At 71.1% G+C, this 24,055-nt stretch carries 24 protein-coding genes; 5 read left to right on the top strand and 19 right to left on the bottom strand.

What is annotated here, in order from left to right; all coding sequences use genetic code 11:
* Window positions 1-81 precede the first annotated feature (81 nt).
* The 4 genes from C6N31_RS15145 to C6N31_RS15130 all read right to left on the bottom strand — a co-directional run bounded on the left by C6N31_RS15145 (window position 82) and on the right by C6N31_RS15130 (window position 4,236).
* Window positions 82-1,344 (bottom strand): hydrogenase expression protein HypF, encoded by a 1,263-nt coding sequence (locus tag C6N31_RS15145; RefSeq protein WP_138357120.1) that lies wholly within the window; start codon window positions 1,342-1,344, stop codon window positions 82-84.
* A complete protein-coding gene (locus C6N31_RS15140) occupies window positions 1,334-1,921 on the bottom strand; it encodes a DUF6114 domain-containing protein (RefSeq protein ID WP_232485221.1) in 588 nt (195 codons plus the stop codon). The genes C6N31_RS15145 and C6N31_RS15140 overlap by 11 nt, the downstream gene beginning before the upstream one ends.
* Before the next feature lie 92 nt (window positions 1,922-2,013).
* Window positions 2,014-2,655, bottom strand: a complete 642-nt coding sequence (locus tag C6N31_RS15135; RefSeq protein WP_138357121.1) for a DUF6230 family protein — start codon at window positions 2,653-2,655, stop codon at window positions 2,014-2,016.
* Between the two features lie 606 nt (window positions 2,656-3,261).
* The gene (locus tag C6N31_RS15130) at window positions 3,262-4,236 is read right to left on the bottom strand and encodes a tetratricopeptide repeat protein (protein ID WP_138357122.1); all 975 of its coding nucleotides are present in this window, start codon (window positions 4,234-4,236) and stop codon (window positions 3,262-3,264) included.
* A 273-nt stretch (window positions 4,237-4,509) separates the two neighbouring features.
* On the opposite strand from C6N31_RS15130, the gene C6N31_RS15125 reads away from it, so the two are divergent.
* A complete protein-coding gene (locus C6N31_RS15125; protein WP_138357123.1) occupies window positions 4,510-5,142 on the top strand; it encodes a TetR/AcrR family transcriptional regulator in 633 nt (210 codons plus the stop codon).
* Window positions 5,143-5,155: 13 nt separating this feature from the next.
* On the opposite strand, the gene C6N31_RS15120 is transcribed toward C6N31_RS15125, so the two are convergent.
* Together C6N31_RS15120 and C6N31_RS15115 are read right to left on the bottom strand one after the other, a co-directional pair.
* A complete protein-coding gene (locus C6N31_RS15120; protein ID WP_138357124.1) occupies window positions 5,156-6,172 on the bottom strand; it encodes a GDP-mannose 4,6-dehydratase in 1,017 nt (338 codons plus the stop codon).
* Entirely contained in the window at window positions 6,169-7,299 is a 1,131-nt protein-coding gene (locus C6N31_RS15115) for a UDP-N-acetylglucosamine--N-acetylmuramyl-(pentapeptide) pyrophosphoryl-undecaprenol N-acetylglucosamine transferase (RefSeq protein WP_138357125.1), read from the bottom strand. The genes C6N31_RS15120 and C6N31_RS15115 overlap by 4 nt, the downstream gene beginning before the upstream one ends.
* 64 nt (window positions 7,300-7,363) lie before the next feature.
* On the opposite strand from C6N31_RS15115, the gene C6N31_RS15110 reads away from it, so the two are divergent.
* Together C6N31_RS15110 and C6N31_RS15105 are read left to right on the top strand one after the other, a co-directional pair.
* Window positions 7,364-8,062 (top strand): response regulator transcription factor, encoded by a 699-nt coding sequence (locus C6N31_RS15110; protein ID WP_138357126.1) that lies wholly within the window; start codon window positions 7,364-7,366, stop codon window positions 8,060-8,062.
* The gene (locus C6N31_RS15105; RefSeq protein WP_138357127.1) at window positions 8,059-9,507 is read left to right on the top strand and encodes a sensor histidine kinase; all 1,449 of its coding nucleotides are present in this window, start codon (window positions 8,059-8,061) and stop codon (window positions 9,505-9,507) included. Before C6N31_RS15110 ends, C6N31_RS15105 begins: the two co-directional genes overlap by 4 nt.
* Here the strand turns inward: C6N31_RS15105 and C6N31_RS15100 are convergent.
* The 9 genes from C6N31_RS15100 to murJ all read right to left on the bottom strand — a co-directional run bounded on the left by C6N31_RS15100 (window position 9,504) and on the right by murJ (window position 17,850).
* Entirely contained in the window at window positions 9,504-9,668 is a 165-nt protein-coding gene (locus tag C6N31_RS15100) for a DUF397 domain-containing protein (protein WP_138357128.1), read from the bottom strand. The two genes, C6N31_RS15105 and C6N31_RS15100, sit on opposite strands and share 4 nt — an antisense overlap.
* A gap of 108 nt (window positions 9,669-9,776) precedes the next feature.
* Window positions 9,777-10,361: a Uma2 family endonuclease gene (locus C6N31_RS15095; RefSeq protein WP_138357129.1), complete on the bottom strand. Its 585-nt coding sequence runs from the start codon at window positions 10,359-10,361 to the stop codon at window positions 9,777-9,779.
* A gap of 119 nt (window positions 10,362-10,480) precedes the next feature.
* Complete coding sequence (gene icmA, locus C6N31_RS15090; RefSeq protein WP_138357130.1) at window positions 10,481-12,181, bottom strand: coenzyme B12-dependent isobutyryl-CoA mutase large subunit; 1,701 nt, start codon at window positions 12,179-12,181, stop codon at window positions 10,481-10,483.
* Between the two features lie 149 nt (window positions 12,182-12,330).
* Window positions 12,331-12,669 carry a DUF3817 domain-containing protein gene (locus tag C6N31_RS15085; RefSeq protein WP_138357131.1) on the bottom strand — a complete coding sequence of 113 codons (339 nt, stop codon included), beginning with the start codon at window positions 12,667-12,669 and terminating at the stop codon, window positions 12,331-12,333.
* Between the two features lie 62 nt (window positions 12,670-12,731).
* The gene (locus C6N31_RS15080; protein WP_138357132.1) at window positions 12,732-13,244 is read right to left on the bottom strand and encodes a MarR family winged helix-turn-helix transcriptional regulator; all 513 of its coding nucleotides are present in this window, start codon (window positions 13,242-13,244) and stop codon (window positions 12,732-12,734) included.
* Window positions 13,245-13,390: 146 nt separating this feature from the next.
* A complete protein-coding gene (locus C6N31_RS15075) occupies window positions 13,391-14,644 on the bottom strand; it encodes a L,D-transpeptidase (protein WP_244809436.1) in 1,254 nt (417 codons plus the stop codon).
* Window positions 14,645-14,658: 14 nt separating this feature from the next.
* Window positions 14,659-15,591: a hypothetical protein gene (locus C6N31_RS15070; protein ID WP_138357134.1), complete on the bottom strand. Its 933-nt coding sequence runs from the start codon at window positions 15,589-15,591 to the stop codon at window positions 14,659-14,661.
* Window positions 15,584-16,093 carry a SigE family RNA polymerase sigma factor gene (locus C6N31_RS15065; RefSeq protein ID WP_138357135.1) on the bottom strand — a complete coding sequence of 170 codons (510 nt, stop codon included), beginning with the start codon at window positions 16,091-16,093 and terminating at the stop codon, window positions 15,584-15,586. Before C6N31_RS15065 ends, C6N31_RS15070 begins: the two co-directional genes overlap by 8 nt.
* A gap of 101 nt (window positions 16,094-16,194) precedes the next feature.
* On the bottom strand, window positions 16,195-17,850 hold the full coding sequence (murJ, locus tag C6N31_RS15060; RefSeq protein ID WP_138357155.1) for a murein biosynthesis integral membrane protein MurJ: 1,656 nt from the start codon (window positions 17,848-17,850) through the stop codon (window positions 16,195-16,197).
* 301 nt (window positions 17,851-18,151) lie between these two features.
* Between murJ and C6N31_RS15055 the strand changes: the two genes are divergently transcribed.
* Window positions 18,152-19,336: a lipid II:glycine glycyltransferase FemX gene (locus C6N31_RS15055; protein ID WP_138357136.1), complete on the top strand. Its 1,185-nt coding sequence runs from the start codon at window positions 18,152-18,154 to the stop codon at window positions 19,334-19,336.
* 83 nt (window positions 19,337-19,419) lie between these two features.
* On the opposite strand, the gene C6N31_RS15050 is transcribed toward C6N31_RS15055, so the two are convergent.
* On the bottom strand, window positions 19,420-20,718 hold the full coding sequence (locus tag C6N31_RS15050) for an MFS transporter (protein ID WP_138357137.1): 1,299 nt from the start codon (window positions 20,716-20,718) through the stop codon (window positions 19,420-19,422).
* 70 nt (window positions 20,719-20,788) lie between these two features.
* Between C6N31_RS15050 and C6N31_RS15045 the strand changes: the two genes are divergently transcribed.
* Complete coding sequence (locus C6N31_RS15045) at window positions 20,789-21,772, top strand: ArsR/SmtB family transcription factor (protein WP_138357138.1); 984 nt, start codon at window positions 20,789-20,791, stop codon at window positions 21,770-21,772.
* A gap of 9 nt (window positions 21,773-21,781) precedes the next feature.
* Here the strand turns inward: C6N31_RS15045 and C6N31_RS15040 are convergent, their stop codons facing one another.
* The 3 genes from C6N31_RS15040 to C6N31_RS15030 all read right to left on the bottom strand — a co-directional run bounded on the left by C6N31_RS15040 (window position 21,782) and on the right by C6N31_RS15030 (window position 23,721).
* The gene (locus C6N31_RS15040; RefSeq protein ID WP_138357139.1) at window positions 21,782-22,111 is read right to left on the bottom strand and encodes an MTH1187 family thiamine-binding protein; all 330 of its coding nucleotides are present in this window, start codon (window positions 22,109-22,111) and stop codon (window positions 21,782-21,784) included.
* Complete coding sequence (locus C6N31_RS15035) at window positions 22,108-22,449, bottom strand: DUF3817 domain-containing protein (RefSeq protein ID WP_138357140.1); 342 nt, start codon at window positions 22,447-22,449, stop codon at window positions 22,108-22,110. The genes C6N31_RS15040 and C6N31_RS15035 overlap by 4 nt, the downstream gene beginning before the upstream one ends.
* 69 nt (window positions 22,450-22,518) lie before the next feature.
* Window positions 22,519-23,721: an RNA-guided endonuclease InsQ/TnpB family protein gene (locus tag C6N31_RS15030; RefSeq protein ID WP_198357681.1), complete on the bottom strand. Its 1,203-nt coding sequence runs from the start codon at window positions 23,719-23,721 to the stop codon at window positions 22,519-22,521.
* Between the last annotated feature and the right edge of the window lie 334 nt (window positions 23,722-24,055).

The raw sequence follows: 24,055 nt of genomic DNA, 5'->3' as shown, positions 1-24,055 counted from the left end.
CCGAGGGCGCCGAACCCCTGACGGGTTCGGCGCCCTCGGCGTTTGTGCGGCTCCCGGACGGGTCTCTGGGGGCGCCCTCGGTTACGGGTAGGTGCCCTTGGTGATCGACTGGTGCAGGTTGCTGATGTGCAGCGTGCCGCCGAACTGTCCGGCCTGGCGGATCTTGACGTTCGTGAAGACCGCCAGCGGAACGTTGATCGGCGGGGGCGTGTCCGGGCTGAACGTCACCGGGATGAGGCCGAAGAGGTTGCCCTTCAGCTCCTCGGTGTACATCGTCACCGTGCCGTTCTGGATCGTGGACGTCGTGCCAGGACCCTGGACGTGGTGGACGTAGCCGGGGCCGTTGACGAGCTGGTGCAGATCCTTGATGTCCAGCGAGGACGCGGTGAACTTCAGGACCTTCTTCATCGTGCCGTTGGTCGTCCGGACCGTGACGATGCCCTTGTAGTCCAGGCCCTTCAGCGTCAGCACGCTGGATTCCAGGTACCAGGGCTGGTCCGGGAGCAGACCGTGCTCCGTCTCGTACGGCGCGTCGGCCAGCGCCTTGGCGTCGTGCGTCGGACACGGGAACGGGGTCTTGCCGTCCACGGTGGTCGGGGTGGCCGACGGGGTGGCGGTGGCCGACTTCTCGGCCGCCTTGGCCGCCGCGTCCGCCGCTGCCTTGGCGGACTTCGCCGCCGTGGTCGCCGTGGACGACGGCTTCGCCGCCGGTGCCTTGGCAGGAGTCGTGCTCGGCGCCTTGGGCGGCGCCGTCGTGGGAGCGGTCGTCGGCGGTGCCGTGGTGGGCGCCGTCGTCGGGGCGGCCGGCTTGTTCAGACCGAGGACGTCCTTGATCGCGTCACCGACACCCAGCGGGTCCCACGGGTTGTAGGACTTCGTCGGGCTCGGCGTCGCCTTCGGAGCCGCGCTCGGCGTGGCCGTCGGCCCGGTCTTCGATGCGGTCGTGGGCACGGTCTTCGGCAGCGCCTTGAGGGCGCTCTTCGGCTCGGCCGTGCTCGCGGACGGGCTCGGCGAGGAGCTCGGCTTCGTGCTGGGCGCGGAGCTCTCCGTCGCGGAGGGCGTCGCGCTCGGCTTGGCTGTGGTGGCATCCGGTGCCGGCGTGTCGGACTGCGTGACACACGGACCGGGAGCGTAGGGGTTCTTCGGCATCTCGTCGGCGAGGGCGAGATGCGGGGTTATGCCCATGCCCATCAGTACCGCTGTGGGCATCGCGGCGATGGCTATCGCCTTGCCCGCGGGCATCTGGAGCTTGGTGAAGAGCGACTTCCTCGGCGCCGCGTGGCGCGGCACCAGTCTCGTACGGGGTCCGTCGCCGTCGGCCGGCAGAGCCTCGTCACCCCGCACTACGCCTCCCATGGTCGTCTGTGGTCACTTCGTCCACTCCGGCACCCGGCGACACCGAGTGCTTCTCCAGCTGTGGTGCGGGGTGGTACTCGGGCTCCGGGCCGGAGTCGTGGCCACCGGTCGGCGCACCGTCCGGCAGTTGGGCCGACTGACCGGGAGCGTCGGCCGCCGGAACTCCGGGCGCCCAGGCGATGCCGAGGGAACCGCCCACCAGGCCCAGCAGAAAGCCGATCAGGAATCCGCCGAAGTTGGACACGGGGATCGACACCAGTGCCAACAGGATCGCGGCGACACCCGCGAAGATGCGTACGACCGGCTGGAACCACATGGTCAGCCCGAGCACCATCAACAGGATGCCGATGATCAGCGACCCGGCGCCCGCCGTGGTGGACATCCGCACGGTGAGCTGGCCGAGGGTCAGGTTCGCGTACGGAAGGTACGCGATGGGGATGCCCCCCAGGAGGGTCAGCAGGCCCGCCCAGAACGGCCGCTGCCACCGCCAGTTACGGAAACGCGTGTGGGCGGTATGGAAGGCGTTTGGTTCGTGACCCTGCAGCCCTGTCGACTCGGCACTCATGGAACAGCTCCCTGGGACTGACTTTTTTGCGCAAGAAAGTTGGAGGGCGACCGGGTGAGGGGCGCAAACCCCTCACCCGACCGGTCAAGTGCCTAGTAGCACTCGTTACTGCCCTTCTTGACCGACAGGCTCAATCCGCTGAGCTTGAAGGTGCCCGCGCTGGTCGCCCAAGCGGTCTGCTGCACCTTGGTCAGCGTGGCCTCCTGGGCCTCCTGGGCGAAGGCGCCCGGGTTCTGCGGACCCTGGCCGGCCTTGTGCGGGCCGTCGATGCCCGTGGCGTCCTTGTTGTTGCCCGCCGCGCCTGCCGGAACACCGATGTTGATGTTCGTGAACGACGCGTCCGCGTTGAGCTGGTCCAGGTCGATGTACAGGTTCTCGGCGTGGACCGGCGTGCCCTTGCCACCGGCCTCCAGCCGCAGCGTCACATCGCCGAAGACCGGGACATGCGTGATAACGGACTGGCACATCTTGGTGATGTCGGCGGAGTGGAAGCCCGAGACCGCGACCGGCACAGTGGTGCCGCCGACCTGGGCGTCCATCGCGCCGTACTGGACGAACCCGAAGCCGTGCAGCTCGTCAGCGCTGACCTTGAAGTTCTGGCCGGACACTGCGAACGACGCGGCGAGCGCGCCCTGTGCGAGCGCCATGCCGATCACTGCCGTGGCAGCAATACCCGGCACCATGACAACGGCGAACCGCTTCCACTTGGTGCCGCCTCTAACGACCGACTCCATGACTTTCCTCCTGATCGGACGTACACATCCGGCCGGATATGGAGATCCGGGGCCGGGATGGGGAGAAGAGCTACGTCCTCGGGAAAGGGAGCGCCGTCATCGAAGGCCGGTCCGCGGGTATGCGGACGGCGCAGTCCGAATCATCAGCGATCACCCCCGAGCGACAACCACTGGCCACGCTCTCGCGCAACCTGCTGGACAGGCCCTGCTGGGTGGGCAGAGACCCCCCTGTCCGGAAGCGGCGGCAGTTACGCCGTGCACTTCCACTCGGTGGGGACCCTCCCCCGGCTACCGCTGGGGGTCGCCCCCAGCCGCACCAGCTGGCTGCCGGATGGTCGGGGGAACAGGACCGAGCTTGGCCGATGGTGGTCCATTCCCAGCCGCTGCACAAGAGGTCTCGTTACCAGCGAGTAACGGAAGGATGTCGAGAGCGCGATCATCAAACGTCGCGATATCACGCAGCGTAGTTGCGGCGAGGGCGTGAATGTCCGACAAAGAGAAAGATTTCCGGAAGAAAAGGGGTCACTCTCTTACCGGAAGTAACAGCGACCGCACTTCATCACGATTGCGTAAAGTGCGGTCGCCGTATCGATGAATCAGCTGCGGTCAGAACAGGACGCGAGCCAGTGCGACACGCGCTGTCACCACGCGGGGGTCGTCGGTGCCGATGACGTCGAAGAGTTCCAGCAGACGCAGCCGTGCCGCGTCCCGGTCGTCACCGGCCGTACGGCGCACGGTGTCCACCAGTCGCCCGAAGGCGTCCTCGACATGCCCGCCGACGAGGTCGAGATCCGCCGCGGCCAGCTGGGCCGGCACATCGGCGGGGTTGTCGGCGGCGGCCTTGCGGACCGCCTGCGGGTCGGCGTCCTGCACCCGCTGCAACAGTTCGGCCTGGGCCAGGCCGAGCTTGGCCTCGGCGTTGGCCGGCTCGTCCGCCAGCACATTCCGGTACGCCTGGACGGCGCCGCCCAGATCGCCCGCGTCCAGCGCGTCGTGCGCGGCGGACAGCGCCAGCTCCTGCGGAGTGGCGGGCCGGGGCTCGGGGGTGGCGGCGGCGGCCGGAGCCGCGCCCGCCTCGACCGGAGCGCCGACGATGCCGAAGCGCTGCTCGCCCACGGCGATCAGCTGGTCCAGCACCTCGCGGATCTGGTCGTCGGCGGCCGCACCCTGGAAGAGCGGCATCGCCTGACCGGCGAGCACCGCGAAGACGGCCGGCACGCCCTGGGCGCCGAACTGCTGGAACAGCAGCTGGTTGGCGTACACATCGGCGCGGGCCAGCAGGAAGCGGCCGGCGTACTCGCCGACCAGCCGTTCCAGCGTCTCGTTGAGCTGCTTGCTCTGCTCGGCCTGTTCGGCCCAGAAGCTGATGACGACCGGGACCTCGGAGGAGCGCTGCAGTACTTCGCTCTCGAAAGTCTCCTCGGTGACATCGATGACGAGCGGGGAGGCGGCGGAAGGGGCGGGGGCGCCGGCGTCCTGCCGTTGCGCCCTGGCCTGCTCGGCCTTCGCCTTGGCCTCACCGGCCGCCTTCAGCGCGGCGAGGTCGACCACGCCGCTCATGGACATGTTCCGTGGCTGCATGAGGTCAATCCTCCCCCCTCGTCGTAAAAAAGTGTGAACGGCCCCCGAACCGTCCGCCGGATCGCGGACAGCCGGGAGCCTCCACCGCTGTTCCAGAGTGTCCTTCTCGGCGTGGGTCCCCACCTGCGCCAGTGGTCATCGCTCTTTCGCTACGAGTCGTAGCGTAACTCCAAACTGTCCGGTCCCCGCAAGCTTCAACCCCGCGGGGCGGCGTGATCCCGGTCACGGAGCGGTCGCGGGCCACCCGGCGTACTGGCCGGTATGGTCCCAGCCATGCACAACGGCACTTCAGCGAAGAAGACGGGCCGCCCCCGCAGCGCCGACGCCGACCACGCGATCCTGGAAGCCACCAGGGCCGCCCTGGTCGAACTGGGCTGGGGCGGGCTGACGATGGGCGATGTCGCCACCCGGGCCGGCGTCGCCAAGACCACCCTCTACCGCCGCTGGGCGGGCAAGAACGAGCTGGTCGTCGACGCGGTCGCGGTGCTCTTCGACGAACTGGAGCTGCCCGACCGGGGAAGCCTCCAGGCCGACATCGAGGACGTGGTGCTGCAGTTCGCGGCGCTGCTCGCGCTCCCCGAGGCCAGGACCGCCCTGATGGCCGTCGTCGCCGAGTCCACCCACGACGAAGCATTGCGGCGGCGGATCCGCGAGGCCATCGTGGACCGGCAGAAGTGCCTCGTGGTCCTCGGCCGCCGGCGCGCCCAGGAGCGCGGCGAACTCCCGCCGGACGGCCCGCCGCTGGGCCCCCACGGCACGGACACCGCCACCCAGATCGACCTCATCTTCGACGTCATCGCCGGCGCCGTCGTCCACCGCACCCTGGTCAGCGGCGAACCGGTGGACGCGGCCTGGGCCCGCACCTTCACGACGTTGCTGCTGGGCGGCCTGGCGGCCATCCGCTGACCCGGGGCCGCCTCTACACCTGGTAGCGGTCCGTCGCGAAGAGGTTCAGGTTCTCCGCGACCCACTCCGAGGTGCGGCGCAGTCCCTCCTCCAGGGACACCTGTGGCTCCCATCCCGCCCACTGGCGCGCCCGGGAGTTGTCCGACAGCAGGCGCTGGACCTCGCTGCCCGAGGGGCGCAGGCGGGCCGGGTCGACGACGATCTCCGCTTCTCGGCCGGAGGCGGCGATCAGGGAGCGGGCGATGTCGCCGATGGAGACCTCGCGGCCGGTGCCGAGGTTGACGACCTCGCCGAGGGCCCGGTCGCAGCCGGCCAGGGCCAGGAAGCCGGCGGCGGTGTCGGTGGCGTAGGTGAAGTCGCGGGTCGGCGCGAGGGATCCGAGGCGGATCTGCCGGGCGCCGGAGTGCAGCTGGGCGAGGATCGCCGGAATGACGGCGCGCGCGGACTGCCGGGGGCCGTAGGTGTTGAAGGGCCGGACGACCGTGACGGGCAGCTCGAAGGAGTGGAAGTATGACAGCGCCGTCATGTCCGCGCCGATCTTCGAGGCGGAGTACGGGGACTGCGGCTGCAGCGGGTGGCTCTCGCTGATCGGCACGGTGAGCGCGCTGCCGTAGACCTCGCTGGTGGAGGTGTGGACGAGCCGGCGCACTCCGTGCCGCAGACAGGCACCGGCGACGTTCTGGGTGCCGGCCACGTTCGTCTGCACATAGGCCTCGGGGGCCTGGTAGCTGTACGGGATGCCGATCAGTGCCGCGAGGTGGAAGACGGTGTCGCAGCCGTCGACGGCGTCCATGACGCGGCCCGCGTCGCGGACATCGCCCGCGAGCATCTCGACGGGGCTGTCCGGCCGCAGATAGCCGGCGAGGTGGCCGCGTTCGCCGTAGGGCTTGTAGTGCACCAGGGCGCGGACGTTCGCGCCGCGCTCGACCAGCAGGTCGACCAGGGTGCTGCCGATGAAGCCCTCGGCGCCGGTCACCAGGACGGTGCGGCCGGTCCAGTCGACAGGGTTCAAAGATGTGGTCGCTGTCATGCGGCGTTCCTCAGTTCGAGAGTCTTGGCGGCGAGCAGATCGGCCGCCCGGGCGTGGGTGCCGGGGTCGGCGGCGCCGCTCATCGCGGCGAGCCGGCGCGGGTCGCGCAGCAGCGGCTCGACGAGCGCGGCCAGCCGGTCGGCGGTCGCTTCGGCGTCGGGGAGCAGCACGGCGGCCCCGGCGTCGGACAGGACGCGGGCGTTGTGCGTCTGGTGGTCGCCGGGCGCGTGTGGATAAGGGACGAGCACGGCGGGCACCCCGGTCGTGGCCAGTTCGGCGATGGTCGCGGACCCGGCCCGGCAGATCACCAGGTCGGCGGCCGCGTAGGCGAGGTCCATCCGGTCCAGGTACGGGACGGCCTCGGCGACCGGGTTCCCGGCCAGCCGGGTCCTGGCCTCGGCGAGCGCGGCCGGGCCCGTCTTGATGAGCAGCCGTACGTCGTTCCGGTCCCGCCAGCGCGCGGCGAGTCCGATCGCCGCGTCGGTCAGCCGGGTGGCGCCCAGGCTGCCGCCGTTGACGAGGACCAGCCGGGCCCCGGCCGGTACGCCCAGCTCGGCGCGGGCCCGGCCGCGCAGGGCGGCCCGGTCCAGGGTGGCCAGCGGCCCGGACAGCGGCATGCCCACGGTCTCCGCCGTGCTGCCGGACGGCAGATGCGCGCGGCTGCGGTCGAAGGCCAGCGCGATGTTCGGGGTGAGCCGGGCCGCGAACTGGTTGGCGCGGCCCGGCACCGCGTTGGACTCGTGGACCAGGCTCGGCAGCCCCGCCAGCCGCGCCCCGAGGATCACCGGCGCGCTGGGATAGCCGCCCATCCCCACCGCGATCTGCGCGCCCTGCTCGCGCAGGATCGTCCGGCAGCGCACCGCCGAGCTCAGCAGCGCGGCCGGCAGCAGATAGCGGCGGGCGCCGAGCGACCGGTCGAACGGGATCATGTTGACCGTGTGCAGCCGGTAGCCGGCTTCCGGTATCAGCCGGGTCTCCAGCCCGCGTTCGGTGCCGACGAAGGTGACGACCGCCCGTGGATCGGCCCGGCGCAGCGCGTCGGCGAGTGCCAGTCCTGGATAGATGTGCCCACCGGTGCCGCCCGCCCCGATGACCACTGACAGTGGAATGTCCTGTGAGGTCCGCATGGCCGCAACGCTGACGGGACGGTCTAAGAGGGTTCTAAGAGCCCGGTTTGGGACCCTTGGGCCCATGGACACTGCACCACCGCCCGCCCGCATCCTCGTCGTGGACGACGAACCCGAGGTACGCGCCGCCGTCGAGGACGGCCTCACCGTCGAGGGCTACGCGGTGCGCGGGGCCGCCGACGGGCTCGCCGCGCTGTCGGAGGTGGCGGCCTGGCAGCCGGACGCGATCGTGCTGGACGTGATGATGCCGGTGCTCGACGGGCTGGCGGTCTGCCGGCGGCTGCGCGGGCTGGGCGACCGTACGCCCGTGCTCGTCCTCACGGCGCTCGACTCGGTGAGCGAGCGGGTCGACGGCCTGGACGCGGGCGCCGACGACTATCTCGTCAAGCCGTTCGCACTGGACGAACTGCTGGCCCGGCTAAGGGCGTTGCTGCGCCGGGCCGCGTCGGGGGGCGGCGAGGAACCGGAACTTTCGTACGCGGATCTGGTCGTCCAGCCGGTCACCCGCACCGGCAGCAGAGGCGGCCGCCCGCTGGAGTTCAGCCGTACCGAGTTCGCGCTGCTGGAGCTGCTGATGCGGCATCCGGGCCAGGCGCTGCCGCGCGAGGTGATCCTGGAGCGGGTCTGGGGCCATGACTTCGGCCCGGACTCCAACTCGCTGGCCGTCTACATCGGTTATCTGCGGCGGAAGCTGGAGGCGGGCGGCGAGCCGCGGCTGGTGCAGACCGTGCACGGCGTCGGCTACCGGCTGGACCTCGGGTGACGGGGACCCGCGGGATGGCGCGCTGGCGCCGGCACCGGCCACTGCGCACCCGGCTGGCGGTCGCGGCGTCCGCCGCCGTCGCCCTGGTCGCGGTCGGGGTCTGCGCGGCGGCCTTCTTCGTCATCCGCTACGAACTCGTCCACCAACTGGATCTGCATCTCACCCAGTCGGCGACGCTGGTCAAGCAGCAGCACCGCGGCGAGAGCCCGCAGGTGGTGGCCGGGGAGTGCGTGTTCCTGTCGGCGCCCGCCTGCTCGCAGATCGTCCCGGCGGACCCGGCGGCCGACCCGCGGGAGCCGTATCCGCTGCCGGTCTCCGCGCCGGTGCGGGAGGTCGCGGCCGGCGACCGTCCGGCGTACTTCAGCAACATCACGCTGTCCGGGCATCCGGCGCGGATGTTCACCAGCGGCTTCGGCGGCGGCCGGGCGCTGCAGGTGGCGGTGCGGTCCGACACCGTCGAGCAGGGCGTCCGGCAGGCCGCCTGGCTGCTCGCGGGCGTCGGCGGCACGGGGGTGCTGCTCGCCGCCCTCCTCGGCTACTGGGTCTCCCGGACGGGACTGGCGCCGGTCGCCCGGCTGACGGCCACGGCGGAGCGGATCGCCGCCACCCGGGACGCCCGGCACCGGATCGAGATCCCGGCCGGTCCCGAACACCGCCAGGACGAGGTCACCCGGCTCGCCACCGCCTTCAACACCATGCTCGGCGAGCTGGAGCAGTCCGTCATGGCGCAGCGCCGGCTGGTGGCCGACGCCTCGCACGAGCTGCGCACACCGCTCACAGCGCTGCGCACCAACGCCGACCTGCTGGCGCGCGCCGACCGGCTCACCGACGCCCAGCGGGACCGCGCCTCCGGCGCTCTGCAGCGGCAGTTGCGCGAGGTCACCCAGCTCGTCAACGACCTGATCGAGCTGGCGCGGGACGAGGAACCGCTGCCGCTGGTCGAGGACGTGGGCCTCGCCGACCTGGCGGGCCATGCCGTACGGGCCGCCCGCGGCCACTGGCCCGACGTCCCCTTCACCCTCGCCACGGACCCGGCCGCCGCGCAGGCGCACGTCCCCGGCGTCCCGGCCCGGCTCAGCCGGCTGCTGACCAACCTCGTGGACAACGCGGCCAAGTTCAGCCCGCCGGGAGCCCCGGTCGAGGTCGCCCTCACCCGGACCGGCTCCGGGTCCCGTCCCGGGGAGGGGGAGGTGGTGGAGCTGACCGTCCGCGACCACGGGCCGGGGATCGCCCCGCAGGACGCCCCTTACGTCTTCGACCGCTTCTACCGCGCGGACTCCGCCCGCGCACTGCCCGGTTCGGGCCTCGGCCTCGCCATGGCCCGGCAGATCGCCCACGCCCATGGCGCCACCATCACGGCGGAACCCGCACCGGGCGGCGGCGCCCTGTTCCGGGTGAGCTTCCAGGATCCGCCGCGACAGGACCGGGCTGAGGGCAAGCTCTAAGCCGTGTCCGGCTCCTCAGCGAACGCGTCGAACTCCCCCGCCTTGACGCCCTTCACGAACGCCTCCCACTTGGCGGGACTGGTGACGGCCACGATCTCCGGCTCGTCGGTCTCGCGGATGTAGATCATCCCGTCGTCTCCAACGGTCGCTTCGAGGGACATGTGCTGCCTTCCGGTCGTGCTCCATGGACGCGGCCATCGTGATCCAGATCCCCCGCCGGAAGCAACGCCCCCCGCTCCGCCCGCGAGCCGCCCCGGCACGCAGGTGCCTTACCGGCTGCCGGCGCCCGGCGCTCCGTACAACGGGAAGCCCTCCGTATCGACGTGCCATTCGCCCACCTGCACCGTCTCACCGAACAGGAACTCGACGCGGGCCGCATACCGCTGACCCTCCGGCGTGGAGCGCGGCTGGGACAGGACAAGACCGGTGCCCTTGCGGGGATCCACAAGCAGGTAGTAGGGGATACCCATCACCGCGTAGTCGCGGGTCTTGCCCTCGTAGTCGTTCTCCGGGTTCGACCTCGATACGACTTCCACGACTGCCGTCACATCCGCGGGGTCAACGGTGTCGCCGTCCTCATCAAGGACATCCATGGGAAGGATCGTGATGTCCGGACGGCGCAGAGCTGCTGCCCCGCGCGGGTCCTCGATCTCGGCACCGGACTGCGCGATCACTCGCGGGGTCGTGCCCCTGAGCTGGTCGTTGAGCTGGTCAGCGATCTGGAACGAGATGAATTCATGCCGCTTCGCCGGGCTCGTTATCATGATGATCTCTCCGCCGCTGATCTCAACGGCCCAGGCTTCCGGCCTGGTGGACAACTCATCGGCGATAAGACGCATGCGGGCGTACTCCACGGCGGTCCCTCCAGCGGTGTTCTTCGAACCGCTTCCAGCCTATTCGCTGTGGTCGCGGAACACGCGCTCGTGGGCTCCGCTCCCCCCGTCCGGGGTGAAGCGGAGCCCCCGATCTCGGCTCAGAAGCGGGCCGGTTCTGTGTACGTGCCCCACTCCTCGCGCAGGACACCGCAGATCTCGCCGAGGGTGGCCTCGGCGCGGGCTGCCGCCAGCATCGGGACGATCATGTTCGAGCCGTCCCGGGCCGCGGCGAGCATGGCGGCGAGGGCCTCCTGGACGGCACTGTCGTCACGGGCCGCCTTGCGGGCGGCCAGCACGCGCACCTGCTCGCGCTCGACCTCGTGGCTGACCCGCAGGATCTCCAGGTCACCGGTGACCGAGCCGTGGTGGCAGTTGACGCCGACGACGCGCTTCTCGCCCTTCTCCAGGGCGCGCTGGTACTGGAAGGCCGACTCGGCGGTCTCGCCGGTGAAGTAGCCGTCCTCGATACCGCGCAGGATGCCGCTGGTGATGGGGCCGACAGAGTGCTTGCCGCTGGGGACCGCCTTCGCGCCGAGCGCCCTGATCTTGTCGAAGATCTTCTCGGCGTCGGCCTCGATCCGGTCGGTGAGGGCCTCGACGTACCAGGAGCCGCCCAGCGGGTCGGCGACGTTCGCGACGCCGGTCTCCTCCATCAGGACCTGCTGGGTGCGCAGCGCGATCTCCGCGGCCTGCTCGCTCGGCAGCGCGAGGGTCTCGTCGAGGGCGTTGGTGTGCAGCGAGTTGGTGCCGCCCAGGACGGCGGCCAGCGCCTCCACGGCGGTGCGCACGACGTTGTTGTAGGGCTGCTGGGCGGTGAGCGAGACACCCGCGGTCTGGGTGTGGAACCGCAGCCACTGCGCCTTGTCGGTCTTGGCGCCGTACTCGTCGCGCATCCAGCGCGCCCAGATGCGGCGGGCGGCGCGGAACTTGGCGATCTCCTCGAAGAAGTCGAGGTGCGCGTCGAAGAAGAACGACAGCCCGGGGGCGAACGCGTCGACGTCCATTCCGCGCGACAGCCCCAGCTCGACGTAGCCGAAGCCGTCGGCGAGGGTGTACGCGAGCTCCTGCGCGGCCGTGGAGCCGGCCTCGCGGATGTGGTAGCCGGAGACGGAGAGCGGCTTGTACGCGGGGATGCCCGTCGCGCAGTGCTCCATGAGGTCGCCGATGAGGCGCAGATGGGGCTCGGGAGCGAAGAGCCACTCCTTCTGCGCGATGTACTCCTTGAAGATGTCGGTCTGCAGCGTGCCGTTGAGCAGGGCCGGATCGACGCCCTGCCGCTCGGCGGCGACCAGGTACATGCAGAAGACCGGAACGGCCGGGCCGGAGATCGTCATCGAGGTGGTGACGTCGCCGAGCGGGATGCCCGCGAAGAGCACCTCCATGTCGGCGGCCGAGTCGATGGCGACACCGCAGTGGCCGACCTCGCCCAGCGCCATGCTGTCGTCGGAGTCGCGGCCCATCAGGGTCGGCATGTCGAAGGCGACGGAGAGACCGCCGCCGCCGGCCTCCAGGATCATCTTGTAGCGCTCGTTCGTCTGCTCGGCGTTGCCGAAGCCGGCGAACTGCCGGATCGTCCACGTACGGCCCCGGTAGCCGGTCGGGTGCAGACCGCGGGTGAACGGGTACTCGCCGGGCCATCCGATCCGCTCGAAGCCGTCCACGGTGTCACCGGGGGCGGGCCCGTACACGGGCTCGACCGGATCCCCGGAGAGCGTGGTGAAGTCCGCGTCCCGCTTACGAGCCGCGTCGTACCGGGCCTGCCAGCGCTGGCGGCCCTCTTCGATGCCTTCGGCGTCCATACCCTCGAATTTACTAGGACGTCCTAGTAAATGTCGATGGCAAACCGCCCACCCCTTGCGGGGAAGGGCGGTGCGATGCGTCACGTGCCATGTGTCACACCCCGTACGTCACGTCCAAACGTCACGTCCAAGGTGTCACACGACGGGCGTCAGACCTGGGCCGGCTCGCCGTTCGCGGCGACGACCAGCGGGGCCACCTCGCGCGTCACGTTGCGCTCGACGAAGAAGGCGGCGGTCGGGATCGTGCCCGCCAGCAGCACCCAGGCCAGCTTGCCCAGCGGCCACTTCGCCTTGGAGCCCAGGTCGAAGGCGAACACCACGTAGACCACGTAGAGCCAGCCATGGGCGATCCCGACGGCGGTGACGAAGCCGGCCGCGCCGTTCATGTCGAGGAGGTACTTCGCGATCACGCCCAGGGTGAGGAGGACCAGCAGGACGCCGGTCACATAGGCCATCACGCGGTAGCGGGTCAGCGTCCCTTGTTTCATGGCATTGAGCGTAACCGGTGCGATTCCGGCGCCCTCACGCCCCTCCTCGAACGCCGGACGCTTCAGCGCCCGTCCTCGAAGTCGCCCGCGGCTATCCGCAGCGGGCGCAACGACGCGAAGATCTCACCGCACTCCTCGGCGTCGTAGACGCCCAGGCCGAAGTCCATCGCCATCAGGTCCCGGGTGGCCGCGTCGACCACCTCACGGCCCTTGTCGGTGATGGAGGCGAGGGTGCCGCGTCCATCGTTCGGGTTGGGGCGCTTGGCGACCAGGCCGGAGCCGACGAGGCGGTCCACGGTGTTGGTGACCGACGTGGGGTGCACCATCAGCCGCTCGCCGATCTTCGACATCGGCAGTTCGCCGGCCTTGCTGAAGGTGAGCAGCACCAGCGCCTCGTAGCGGGCGAAGGTCAGCCCGTACGGCTTGACGACGGCGTCCACCTGGCCCAGCAGGATCTGCTGGGCGCGCATGATCGAGGTGATGGCGCCCATCGACGGAACGCGTCCCCAGCGCTGGGTCCACAGCTCGTCGGCGCGGGCGATGGGGTCGAAGGGCAGGCTCAGGGGCTTCGGCACGCCGATGAGCCTACCGGTCGGTCACATAGTGGGAGAGGCTGTCTCGTCCATCGGAACCGGAGACACCCGGGCCCGTTCGGGAACGGGTGCGAGCGCAGGCTCGGCGACCGGTTCCGGAACGGGCCCGGGACGGATTCAAGGACGGGTCAGGACAGGGCGCTCAGCTTCGCCCACGCCTCGGCGGTGAGGTTCCAGTCGCCGTAGCCGTTGCCCTTGTCGACGGTGGCGCGGGTCGATCCGGCGACCTCGACGACATCACCGCGGACGGCCTTGTCGAAGAACCACTTGGCGTCCGCGTCCGACATCCCGACGCAGCCGTGGCTGGTGTTCGCCTTGCCCATGTTGGCGTCGTTCCACGGAGCGGCGTGGACGAAGGTGCCCGAGGTGGTCAGGTGCACCGCCATCTTGACGTCCTTGTCGTAGAAGTCCGCGGCGTCCTTGTTGGTGGCGATGCCGACCGACGTCGACGTCATGTGGATCGTGGACTGCTTGCTGAGCACGACCATGCGGCCGTTCCAGGTCGGGAAGTCGCTCTTGCCCGCCGAGATGTTGATGACCTTGACGGTCTTTCCGTCCTCGGTGACCGTCATCTTCTTGGCGCCGATGTCGACCTTGGAGACCCGGGCGGTGCCGATGGTGAAGGTGGAGGTGACATCGCGGCGCAGGTAGCGGCCGCCGCCGGTGTCGAGGCCGCTGAGCTTGGCCGTCATCGTGACCTTGGTGCCCTTGGCCCAGTACGCGGCCGGCCGCCAGTCGGCGCGCTGGGTGCCGGTCAGCGGGTCGGTGATCCAGCCCCAGCTGCCCTGCACGGCGGGCGTCGTCGTCACGGACAGCTGCTTCTCGACGGCCGCGCGGTTGGTGACCGGCTTGTCGAAGGCGATGGAGACCGGCTGGCCGACGCCGACCACCGCGTTGCCCACCGGGGTGACGGTGACGCCGTTGGTCTTGGCCGCGGCCAGCGTGGTGAAGGTGCTGGTCTGCTCCTTCTGCGCGCCGGACTTGTCGGCCGCGGTGACCTTCACCGTGTAGGCGGTGCCGGGGGTCATCGTGCGGTCGGACAGCCAGCTGTGCTTGGTGGCGTCCAGCTTGCCGGTGACCTCCACGGCCTCGACGCCGTCGTTGCTCTTGGCCGCGGCGGTGACGGTCACCGCGCCGATGGTGCCCTCGGTCAGCGACACCTTCACCGGGCTGCCGGGGTCGACCCCGGTCTTGCCGTTGGCGGGCGACACGGTGACCGGCACGGCCGCCGGGGCGCCGGCGCCGCCCTTGTCGCTGCCGCCCTTGGCGTTGTCATCACCACCGCTGCCGCCACAGGCGGTCAGCGCGACGGCCAGCAGGGCCGGCACGGCCAGGGCACGTATACGGGAAAAGGGAATGCGGGACGTTCGTATGGGTGTCACGGGAAATGTCCTCATCAGCAGCGGTCGGAAGAAGTCGGGGGGACGTAGTCCGGCGGGAACTTCGGATCGGGCGGCGGGACCGACGGGACGCCGCCCTCGGTCGCCGGGCCGGTGCCGCCGGCCGAGCCCCCGATCGAGCCCCCGGAGCCCCCGGCGAATGCGGACGGCGGAGAAGTACTGGGGGTGGGGGTGGCCGGGACGGAGGGGGGAACGAGCTTCTCGAGGGACCGCGCCATGCACTGCACCGGCGTCCCGTCGAAGTACGGCGGATTCGGGCGCGCGCTCGCCGGCATGACCACCTGGAGCACCGACACGTACCGGCCCCGGTCCGCCAGCCAGACCTGGCTCACCTGGCTGCCCAGCTTCGTTGTCGCATAGACGCGGAACACGGTCTCCATGGTCCCCTCCTCCTTCCCAGTGTAGGCAGCAACTAGTCCGCATTTGCCCAATTCATCACGTATGCGGTTCAGTTCGGCAGCAGCCTTGGCCCCGTCACCAAGGTCATGGATCGCGTACCGCGCGCTGCTGTTCGCGTTCCCCTGATAGAAACGGACACTCGCCGAGGCCGGATCGTACAGCGACGTTCCGCAGTGCATGAGCGGGATCTTCGCCGAGACGTCCCCCGCGACGGTGCGCCAGTGCCAGTAGGAGTCCCAGGGCAGCGCGGTCGGCCGGAGCAGCGCGCCGGTCAGCGGCTCGGTCGGCAGCGGGTCCGGCGAGGGGGAACCACTGACCGCCGGGGGCTGCGCGCCGCTCTCCAGCCGGGGCAGGACCGCCCAGGAGCCGACGGCCAGCGCGGCCGCGGCCACCACGGCCACCGCGCCGACCCGGCGCCGGGCACGGCGGCGCTCCCCACGCCTGCGGACGTCCGCGGGGCCGGCGAGGAGGATCAGCGGCTCGGTGTCGCGAGCCAGGTCCCGGAGACGGTCGTCGAGCGGGTCAGCCATGGAGGGGCACCTCCTCTTCCTCGGTCAGCCGGTCGCCCAGCGCCCTGCGTGCGCGGCTGAGCCGGGTTCGTACCGCCGCGTTGGACACTCCGGTCTCCCGGGCGACCTCCTCGACCGGCAGGTCCATCAAATGGTGCAGCACGACGGCCGTGCGCTGCTCCTCGCCGAGCTCACGCAAAGCGGCGATCAGAGCCACCCGGTCGGGTGCCAGCGCGGGCGCATCCGCCGGCACCCCGTACCTGAAGTGTGCCCGTACCCGGTTGCGTGTCTTGCGCCACGTGCTCACCGCCAGCCGCAGAGCCACCGTCCGCACCCACGGCGTCGGGTCCCCCTCGGCCGTGAGCTTCGCCCACCGCTGCCACGCACGGGCATACGCCTCCTGCACGGCGTCCTCGGCCTCGCCGAGATCGCCGGTCACCGCGTACACCGCGGCGACCAGGCGTTTCGCGGTGACGGCGTAGAACTCGTCGAAGTCGTCCTGCGGCGTCGCGCCCGGGCTCACACCCACCCCGGAGGCGCGTGTGTCGTACGGATGTTCAATGTCCCTCCCGCTACCTACACGCACGGCGGGCCCGAAAGGTGACAACGAAATCAGGAAAACTTTCAGCGGCCGGGCAGCCGCCGCAGGACCGGGGCGGCCAGCGACTGCACCTCGGTCAGCCGCAACGGGCCCGCCAGGACCAGAACGGAGCAGCCGAGGGCGGCGCCGCCGAGCAGCAGCCCGGCGCAGTCCCCGGCGAAGCCGGTGCCGAGCAGCCGCCCGCTGCTCTGCGCGATCCCGTACGCGGCGGCCGCGCCCGGCAGGCACGCGACGGCCAGCCGGACGTGCATGCCCAGGACCGCGGGCCGCCAGTTCAGCCGCCGGCGCAGCACCCAGGTGGTGCACGCCAGCCCGGCGCAGCAGGCGATGGCGTAACCGCCCGCCATGCCGGCCACGGCCCAGCGGGCCGGCAGCAGCGTGTACGAGGCGACGGCGAGCCCGGCGTTGACGGCGGCGATGACGACGTTGAGGAAGAAGGGCGTACGGGTGTCGCCGAGCGCGTAGAAGCCGCGGGCCAGCAGGTACTGGCCGGCGAAGGCCGGCAGGCCGAGGGCGAACGCCATCAGGATCCAGGCGATGGCCTGGGCGTCCGCGTCGGTGGTGCGGCCGTGCTGGAAGACGACCCCGGTGATCTGCGGGCCGAGCGCCAGGAAGGCCAGCACCGCCGGCACGATCGCGGCGGCCGAGCCGCGCAGCCCGTACGACAGGTCGGCGCCGATCCGCGCGTGGTCGCCCTCGGTGGCGGCCCGGCTCATCCGCGGCAGCAGGGCGGTGACGAGGGAGACGGTGATGATCCCCTGGGGCACGACCCACAGCAGGTAGGCGTTGCTGTAGGCGGCGAAGCCGACACCCACGGGACTGCCGCCGGCCAGCGCGTGGGCACCGGCCGAGGTGGCGAGCCGGGTGACGACCCAGTAGGCGATCTGGTTGACGAAGACCAGCAGCAGCGTCCACCCGGCGGCCCGCATGGGCTGCATGAGCCCGGAGCCGCGCCAGTCGAAACGGGGCCGCCAGCGGAATCCGGCGCCGCGCAGGGCCGGGATCAGCGCCAGGGCCTGCACGGCGATGCCCGCGGTGGAGCCGAGCCCCAGGAGCAGCGCGTTGGCGTCGCTCATGGTGCCGGCGGCGGTCGTGTCGTGCGCGACCGCGAGGTACAGGCCGAACACCGCGATGACGACGACGTTGTTCAGGACCGGCGACCACATCATGGCGCCGAACCGGTCGCGGGCGGTGAGGATCTGGCCGAGCAGGGTGAACACGCCGTAGAAGAGGATCTGCGGCAGGCAGTACCGGGCGAGCGCGATCGTCAGGTCGCGCTGGGCACTGGTGAAGTCCGGCCCGTACGCGCTGACCAGCCAGGGGGCGGCGAGCGCGGCGCCGGCCGTGATCACCAGCAGCGCGGCCAGGCAGACGGTGAGCAGCCGGTCGGTGTAGGCGGCGCCGCCGTCGGCGTGCTCCTTGGCGGCACGCACCAGCTGAGGGACGAACACCGAGTTCAGCGCCCCGCCGATGAGCATGATGTACAGGATGTTCGGGACGGTGTTCGCGACGCTGAACGCGTCACCGAGCAGGGTGGTGCCGAGCGCGGCGGTGATGATGCCGCTGCGCACGAACCCGGTGGCGCGCGAGGCGAGCGAGCCCAGGGCCATGACGCTGCCGCTGCGTTTCAGCGAGGCCGCGGTGTCGGTCGTGGTGGAGGAGGCGGCGGCCGGCTCCATGGGAGCGGGAGGGGCTGCGGCTTCCGGCGGGCAGGGGCCGCCGAAGGGGGCGCTGCGCACCGCGTCCTGACCGCCGGGATCGCCGGTCCCCGCGTCACTGCCCACTGCTGATGTCACCCGTTGTGCTCCCCGGCCGGTCGCGGCCGTCGGCCGCGCAGACGCCGAAGTCTGCCCGTCCCGGGGCCGCTTGGGAAACCGGTGCGCGCTGTCGCGAACATCTCTGTCACATAGCGGTCCTGTGGGGCGTGAGAGAGGTGAGCGGGCCACCAGGCCCACCGCACCGCGGAGGACGACCTTGACGATGACCACCCACCAGGACGCCGCCCGCAACGCCCTCCCCGGCCCGGCGCCACGACTGCGACTGCGTCCCGTCCCGGAGGACGAACACCTGGCGTTCGTGCGGCGGCGCGGCCCGCGCTCGGTCAGTTTCCTGCAGAGCCCCTCCTGGGCCCGGGTCAAACCGGGCTGGTCGGCCGAGAGTCTGGGCTGGTTCGACGACACCGGGGCGATGGTCGGCTCGGCACTGGTGCTGTACCGGCAGCTGCCCGGCACCCGGAGATCGTTCGCGTACCTCCCGGAGGGCCCGGTGCTGGACTGGTCCGACCCGAACCTGGACCGCCTGCTGGAGCCGCTTCTGGACCATCTGCGCGGCACCGGCGCCTTCGCCGTACGGATGGGGCCGCCGCTGCCGTACCGGCGGTGGTCGGCGCGCACCCTCAAGGAGGCGGTGGCGCCCGGCCGCCGGATGGGCGACGTCCTGCCGGACCTGGTGGACCCGCTGGGCGCCGCGGTCGCCGACCGGCTGCGCGAGGCGGGCTGGCGGCGCGGCGGCGAGGACGGCGCCAACGGGGACGCCCAGCCCCGGCTGATCTTCGAGATACCGCTGGCCGGCCGCGGCCTCGACGACCTGTGGACCGGGCTGAACCAGGAATGGCGGCGGAACGTCAAGAAGGCAGCCAAAGCGGGGGTGGAGACCGCCGTCGGGGGCCTGGAGGAGATGGCGGCCTTCCATGAGCTGCTGGGCGTCACGGAGCGGCGCGACGGCTTCCGGCTGGGGCGCGACCTGGCCTACTACCGGCGCCAGTACGAGGTGCTGAACGCGGAACGGCCGGGCGCCATGCGGCTCTACACCGCCCGCCACGGCGGCGAGATCCTCGCCGCGCACACCCTGCTCGTCTCACCGGACGGGTCCCGCGTCTGGTACCAGACGGGCGCCTCCGCCGATCACCGCCGCGAGGTGCGGCCGAGCAACGCGCTGCAGTGGCGGATGCTCTGCGACGCGCACGTGCTGGGCGCGTCCGTGTACGACATGCGGGGCGTACCGGACAGCCTGGACCCGGACGCGCGCTCGTTCGGACTGTTGCGCTGGAAGCTCGGTACCGGCGGCGAGGCGGTGGAGACGCTCGGCGAGTGGGAGCTGCCGCTCCAGGGCGCGGTCAACAAGACCCTGCACCGGGCGATGAACGCGTACCTGGCGCGGCGCTGAACCGTACGGCGCCGGCCGGCCGGAACCGGCCGGTGCCCGGGAGGTGTTACGCGCGTCGACCAGCGGCAAAGGAATCTCCTGCCTCAGACCGCCTCCACCACACCGCGGCCGGTCGCCGCCACGGAGCGCAGCACCAGCAGCGTGCTCACCAGACCGAGACTCCCGGCGCCGGCGATCACGGCGTACGGCGGGGCGACCTCGGCGATCGCGCCGCCGATCGTCATGCCGAGGCCCTGGAGCGTCATCATGCCCGCGCCCAGCAACGACATCGCCTGGCCGCGCATCTCCTCCGGCACCGCCTCGACGAACCACTTGTCCATCCCGAGCGCGTAGGCGGAACACAGCCCCACCACCAGCATGATGCCGATGGCCACCGGCAGCGGCGGGTGGAAGGCGAACAGCACCATCGGCACCAGGGCCAGGCCGGCGAGCGGCATCGCGATCCAGGTGCGCGCGGCCGGTGACAGCAGCGTGCCGGCCGCCAGCTCGCTGATCACCGTTCCGGCCGGCATCGCCGCCAGCAGCAGACCGACCCCGGCGGAACCGGCGCCGGCCGCGGCGGCGAACGGTGTCGCCAGCCCCTCGGCCACCGCGAAGAACATCGGCGGCACCCACCACCACAGCAGCAGCGCCCGGATCCTGCGGTGGCTCAGCAACTCGCGGGCGCCGAGAAGCGACTGCCGCATCATCGAGCCGCTGCCGGTGACCCGCGCCGGCCGGTCCAGGGTGCCGAAGCGCAGCAGCGCGGCCGAGCAGAGGAAGGTCCCCACGGCCACGGTGAGCGCGGCGCGCGGCGACAGCACCACCAGCACCAGGCCGCCGATCCCGAACCCGATGATCTGCGCGCTCTGCGAGACGATCCTCAGCAGCGAACGGCCCAGGACGTACACATCGCCCTCCAGGATGTCCGCGAGGCTCGCGGCCCGCGTCCCCTGGAAGAGCGGCGTGATCATCGCAAGGACCGCCCGCAGCAGGAACAGCAGCGCCAGCGGCGTGAACGGCAGCGCGAGGACGCCGACGCAGGCCGCGCAGAGCAGGTCGCACGTCACGAGCACCCGGCGGGCAGGGTACCGGTCGGAGACCCCCGAGAGCAGCACCCCGCTGAGCGCGTACGGCAGCATGCCGAGCGCGAAGATCAGAGACGTCAGCAACGGGGACCCGGTGCGTTGGAACACCAGTACCGCCAGTGCGACCTCGGCGAAGAAGCTGCCGAACATGGACAGTACGTGGGCGGCGAAGATCGGCCGGAACTCACGGACCGCGAACACCGTGCGATATCCGACGGGCTGCGGCTCGACGGGATCGGCCGTCGTCCCCGCTGTCCCGTCGCACGTCGGCTCGTCACTTTTCTGAAGTCCCGAGTCTGAGTTTTCCGTTGTCATGGACGCAGCCTGGCGGACATCGGGACATGGCTTCTACTGTTTCGGCTGAAAACGAAACTTGGGAGACGTCATGCCGTTCCACATGCACTTCACGGCCGACGATGTGCTGTCCTCCCGGTTCGCGATCTCACCGCTCTGGGAGACCCAGGAGGCGATCCGTACCCTCCGGACACCCGCGCGCCAGGGGTACCACCTGCCGTGGCTGCGACAGGTCCGGTCGGTGGCCCGTGGGCTCGATCTCAGCCCCTTCGAGCTGGTGATGCCGCGGCGCGGCCACAACCCGGATTTCCTGTGCCCGCCGCCCGACGGGGTCTTCGCCACGATAGACGAGGAGCTGGCCCGGGTCCGCGGCACCGACCCGGCCGTGGCCCACGCGGACCTGGCCAGGGCGCTGGCGGTGATCCCGGGTGCCGCCGCCGACGAACGGGCCCGGGCGCTGCTCGACGACCCGGCGCGGACGGTGGACGAGCTCGCGGAGCTGATGGCCCGGGTCTGGGACACGCTCCTCGCCCCGTTCTGGCCCCGGATGCGCGCCGTGCTGGAGGCCGATGTGGCCTTCCACTCGCGCCGGCTGGCCGACGGCGGCCCGGAGCGGCTCTTCGCCGATCTGCACCCGAAGGTGAGCTGGTCGGACGGCACGCTCACGGTGGACCAGCGGACCGACCACGTCAGGACGCTGGGCGGCGAAGGGCTGCTGCTGGTGCCGAGCGTCTTCGTCCGGCCGGACGTGGTGAGCGGCTTCGACCCGCCCTGGCAGGCCACGATGGTCTATCCGGCGCGCGGCACCGCCACCCTGTGGACCGTGCCGGGCCCCGCGCCCGCCGAGCCGCTGATCCGGCTGCTGGGTCCCAACCGGGCGGCGATCCTCACCAACCTGGACGCGCCCGCGACCACCAGCGCGCTCGCCCGCCGTCACGACCTCGCGCTGTCGTCGGTCTCCGCGCATCTGTCCGTGCTGCGCGACGCGGGCCTGCTCACCTCGCACCGCGACGGCCACCGGGTGCTGTACGAAAGGACCCCGCTCGGCCTCACCCTCGCCACCGGCGGGGGGTAGCGGCGTCCGTCAGCTCCCGGCGGCGGGGGCCGCGGCGGAATCCGCGGCGGGAGCGAGGAACCGCTCGACGGTCTCGACCTTCGACGTCATCCCGTCCGTCACGCCGGGCCGGATGTCGGCCTTGAGCACGAGGGAGACGCGCGGCGCGCGGGCCTCGACGGCGGCGACGGCGCGCTTGACGACGTCCATCACCTCGTCCCACTCACCCTCGATGGAGGTGAACATCGCATCGGTGCGGTTCGGGAGACCGGACTCCCGCACGACGCGGACGGCGTCGGCGACGTACTCGCCCACGTCCTCGCCGACGCCCAGCGGGGAGACCGAGAAGGCGACGATCACGCGACGACGCCTTCCTGGCGGGCACGGGCGGCGATGATCTCCGACTCGGCCTCGCGGCGCAGCATGCGCTCGGCGAAGAAACCGCCGGTGGGGAGCACGGACAGCACCGCGTAGAGCGCGCCGCGGCCCAGCGTCCACTTGGCCCGGTACCAGGCCAGGGCCCAGAGGACGACGTAGAGGACGAACAGCACCCCGTGCACCATGCCCATGACCGGGACGGCGTTGAAGTCGGTGGTGCGCTTCAGGATCGAGCAGAGCAGCAGCAGGAGGAAGGAGACCGCCTCGGGGGCGGAGACCAGGCGGAGCCGGCGCAGGGCGGAGGCGGTCTTGATGTCCACGGATTCCTCATCATCGACGGGGGCGGTTCTTTTGACATCCTCCCCCTCCCAAGGAGGGGGATTCCTGGCTCACGTTGCCTGGCGGCCCGGCGGGCTATCAGGTCTTCCACGATCAACGCCAGCCGGGATGAGACCAGCCCGGACGAGCATCACGCGGGCGGAGTTCTTATCTCGGGGGGAGACGGCTCCGCACGCGGTGCAAGTGTAGGTACGTTCCGACAGCGGGAGTGCGTGCTTGGTTCTCGCTCCGCAGTGTCCGCAGTCCATGGTGGTGTGCGCGGGGTGCACCAGATGCAGGATGCGCTGGTGTTTGCGCGCCATGTTGATCAGTTCGTGCTTGGTGGCGGAGATCGCCGCGTCGGCCGCTTTGCGGGCCATGGTGGATTTGGCGAGGAACTTCGGCCGGAAGTCCTCCACCGCGAGCTGATCGAAATCCGTCACGGCACGCTTGGCCCACTTGCGGGCAGTGTCCTGTCGCTGCCGGGCGATCTTCTTGTGCGTGATCGCGGCCTGCCGCTTCGCCTTCCGGTATCCCTTCGAAGCGGCCTGCCCGCGCTTGGGCTTGCGGCGGGCCATCATCCGCTGATATCCGGCGAGCTTCCCGGCGGCCTTCTTGCCGTGCCCGGGATGGGGGAGGTCGTGGTCGTCGCTGGTGGTGGTCGCGGTTTCCTTCACGCCCCAGTCGATGCCGAGCGCGGCGCCGGTCGCGGGGAGCGGCTGCGCTTGTGTCTTGACGACGAAGGAGGCGTACCAGTGCCCGATGCTGTCGCGGTGGATACGCACGCTCGTGGGGTCGGCGGGCAAGTCCCGCGACCACACCACCGTCAGCGAAATACCCCCCGCGAGGTGCAGGCGTCCGTCCTTCAACCGGAAACCGCGCTGGGTGTAGTTGAGGGTCGGGTCGGCCAGGGCCTTCTTCTTGTACCGGGGCATCCCCGCGCGCTGCTTGACCGGCAACCGGGCCTTGATGTCCTTGAGTGCTTTGGCGCGGGACCTGGCAAAATCCCGGATGATCTGCTGCTGCGGAACGCTGCTGCCCTCGCGCAGCCATTCCTGACGGCTGCGGGCCTCGGTCAGCATCGCGTCGAGCCGGGCCGGACCACACTTCTCCTGGTCCCGGTATGCCTTCTTGGACCGGGCCGCGCACTCGTTCCAGATCCACCGGCACCGGTCCCACTCGCCCGACAGCGCGGCGAGCGCGGTGGACGACACGCGAAGCCGGTAGGTGCACCGGGCGTGCCCGGCGCCGTCGGCGGCGGCCGTTGTCGTCATGACGCGACCGTAGGGTCGCGTTTTTCGCTTCTCTGCTCGGATTCCCCGACGATCACACGAACGAGTGACCGATCGCACACGTATCGACCGGCTGTCCATCAACTCCGACATCCCGCACCTGCCGGGGTCGCCCTGGCCACTCCCGCCGATCCACCCGCCGGCGAATCGGTTCTCCCCGCCCCGCTACGCAGGAAGCCGGATTCCTCCCCGGCCTAGAGGCCTGGGCATCCTCCGGATGCTCTGTGAATGTGATCACAAGGCGGTCCATTTATCGCCGCCTCCTCCCCTGGGCCCGCCCCGGGGGTCGAGAACCGGAGGGAGGGCGATAGCGTCC

It is taken from the genome of Streptomyces fildesensis, from assembly GCF_016107395.1.
In the GTDB taxonomy this organism is placed as follows: Bacteria; Actinomycetota; Actinomycetes; order Streptomycetales; family Streptomycetaceae; genus Actinacidiphila; species Actinacidiphila fildesensis.
This window is presented reverse-complemented; position numbering and strand designations above follow the sequence as displayed.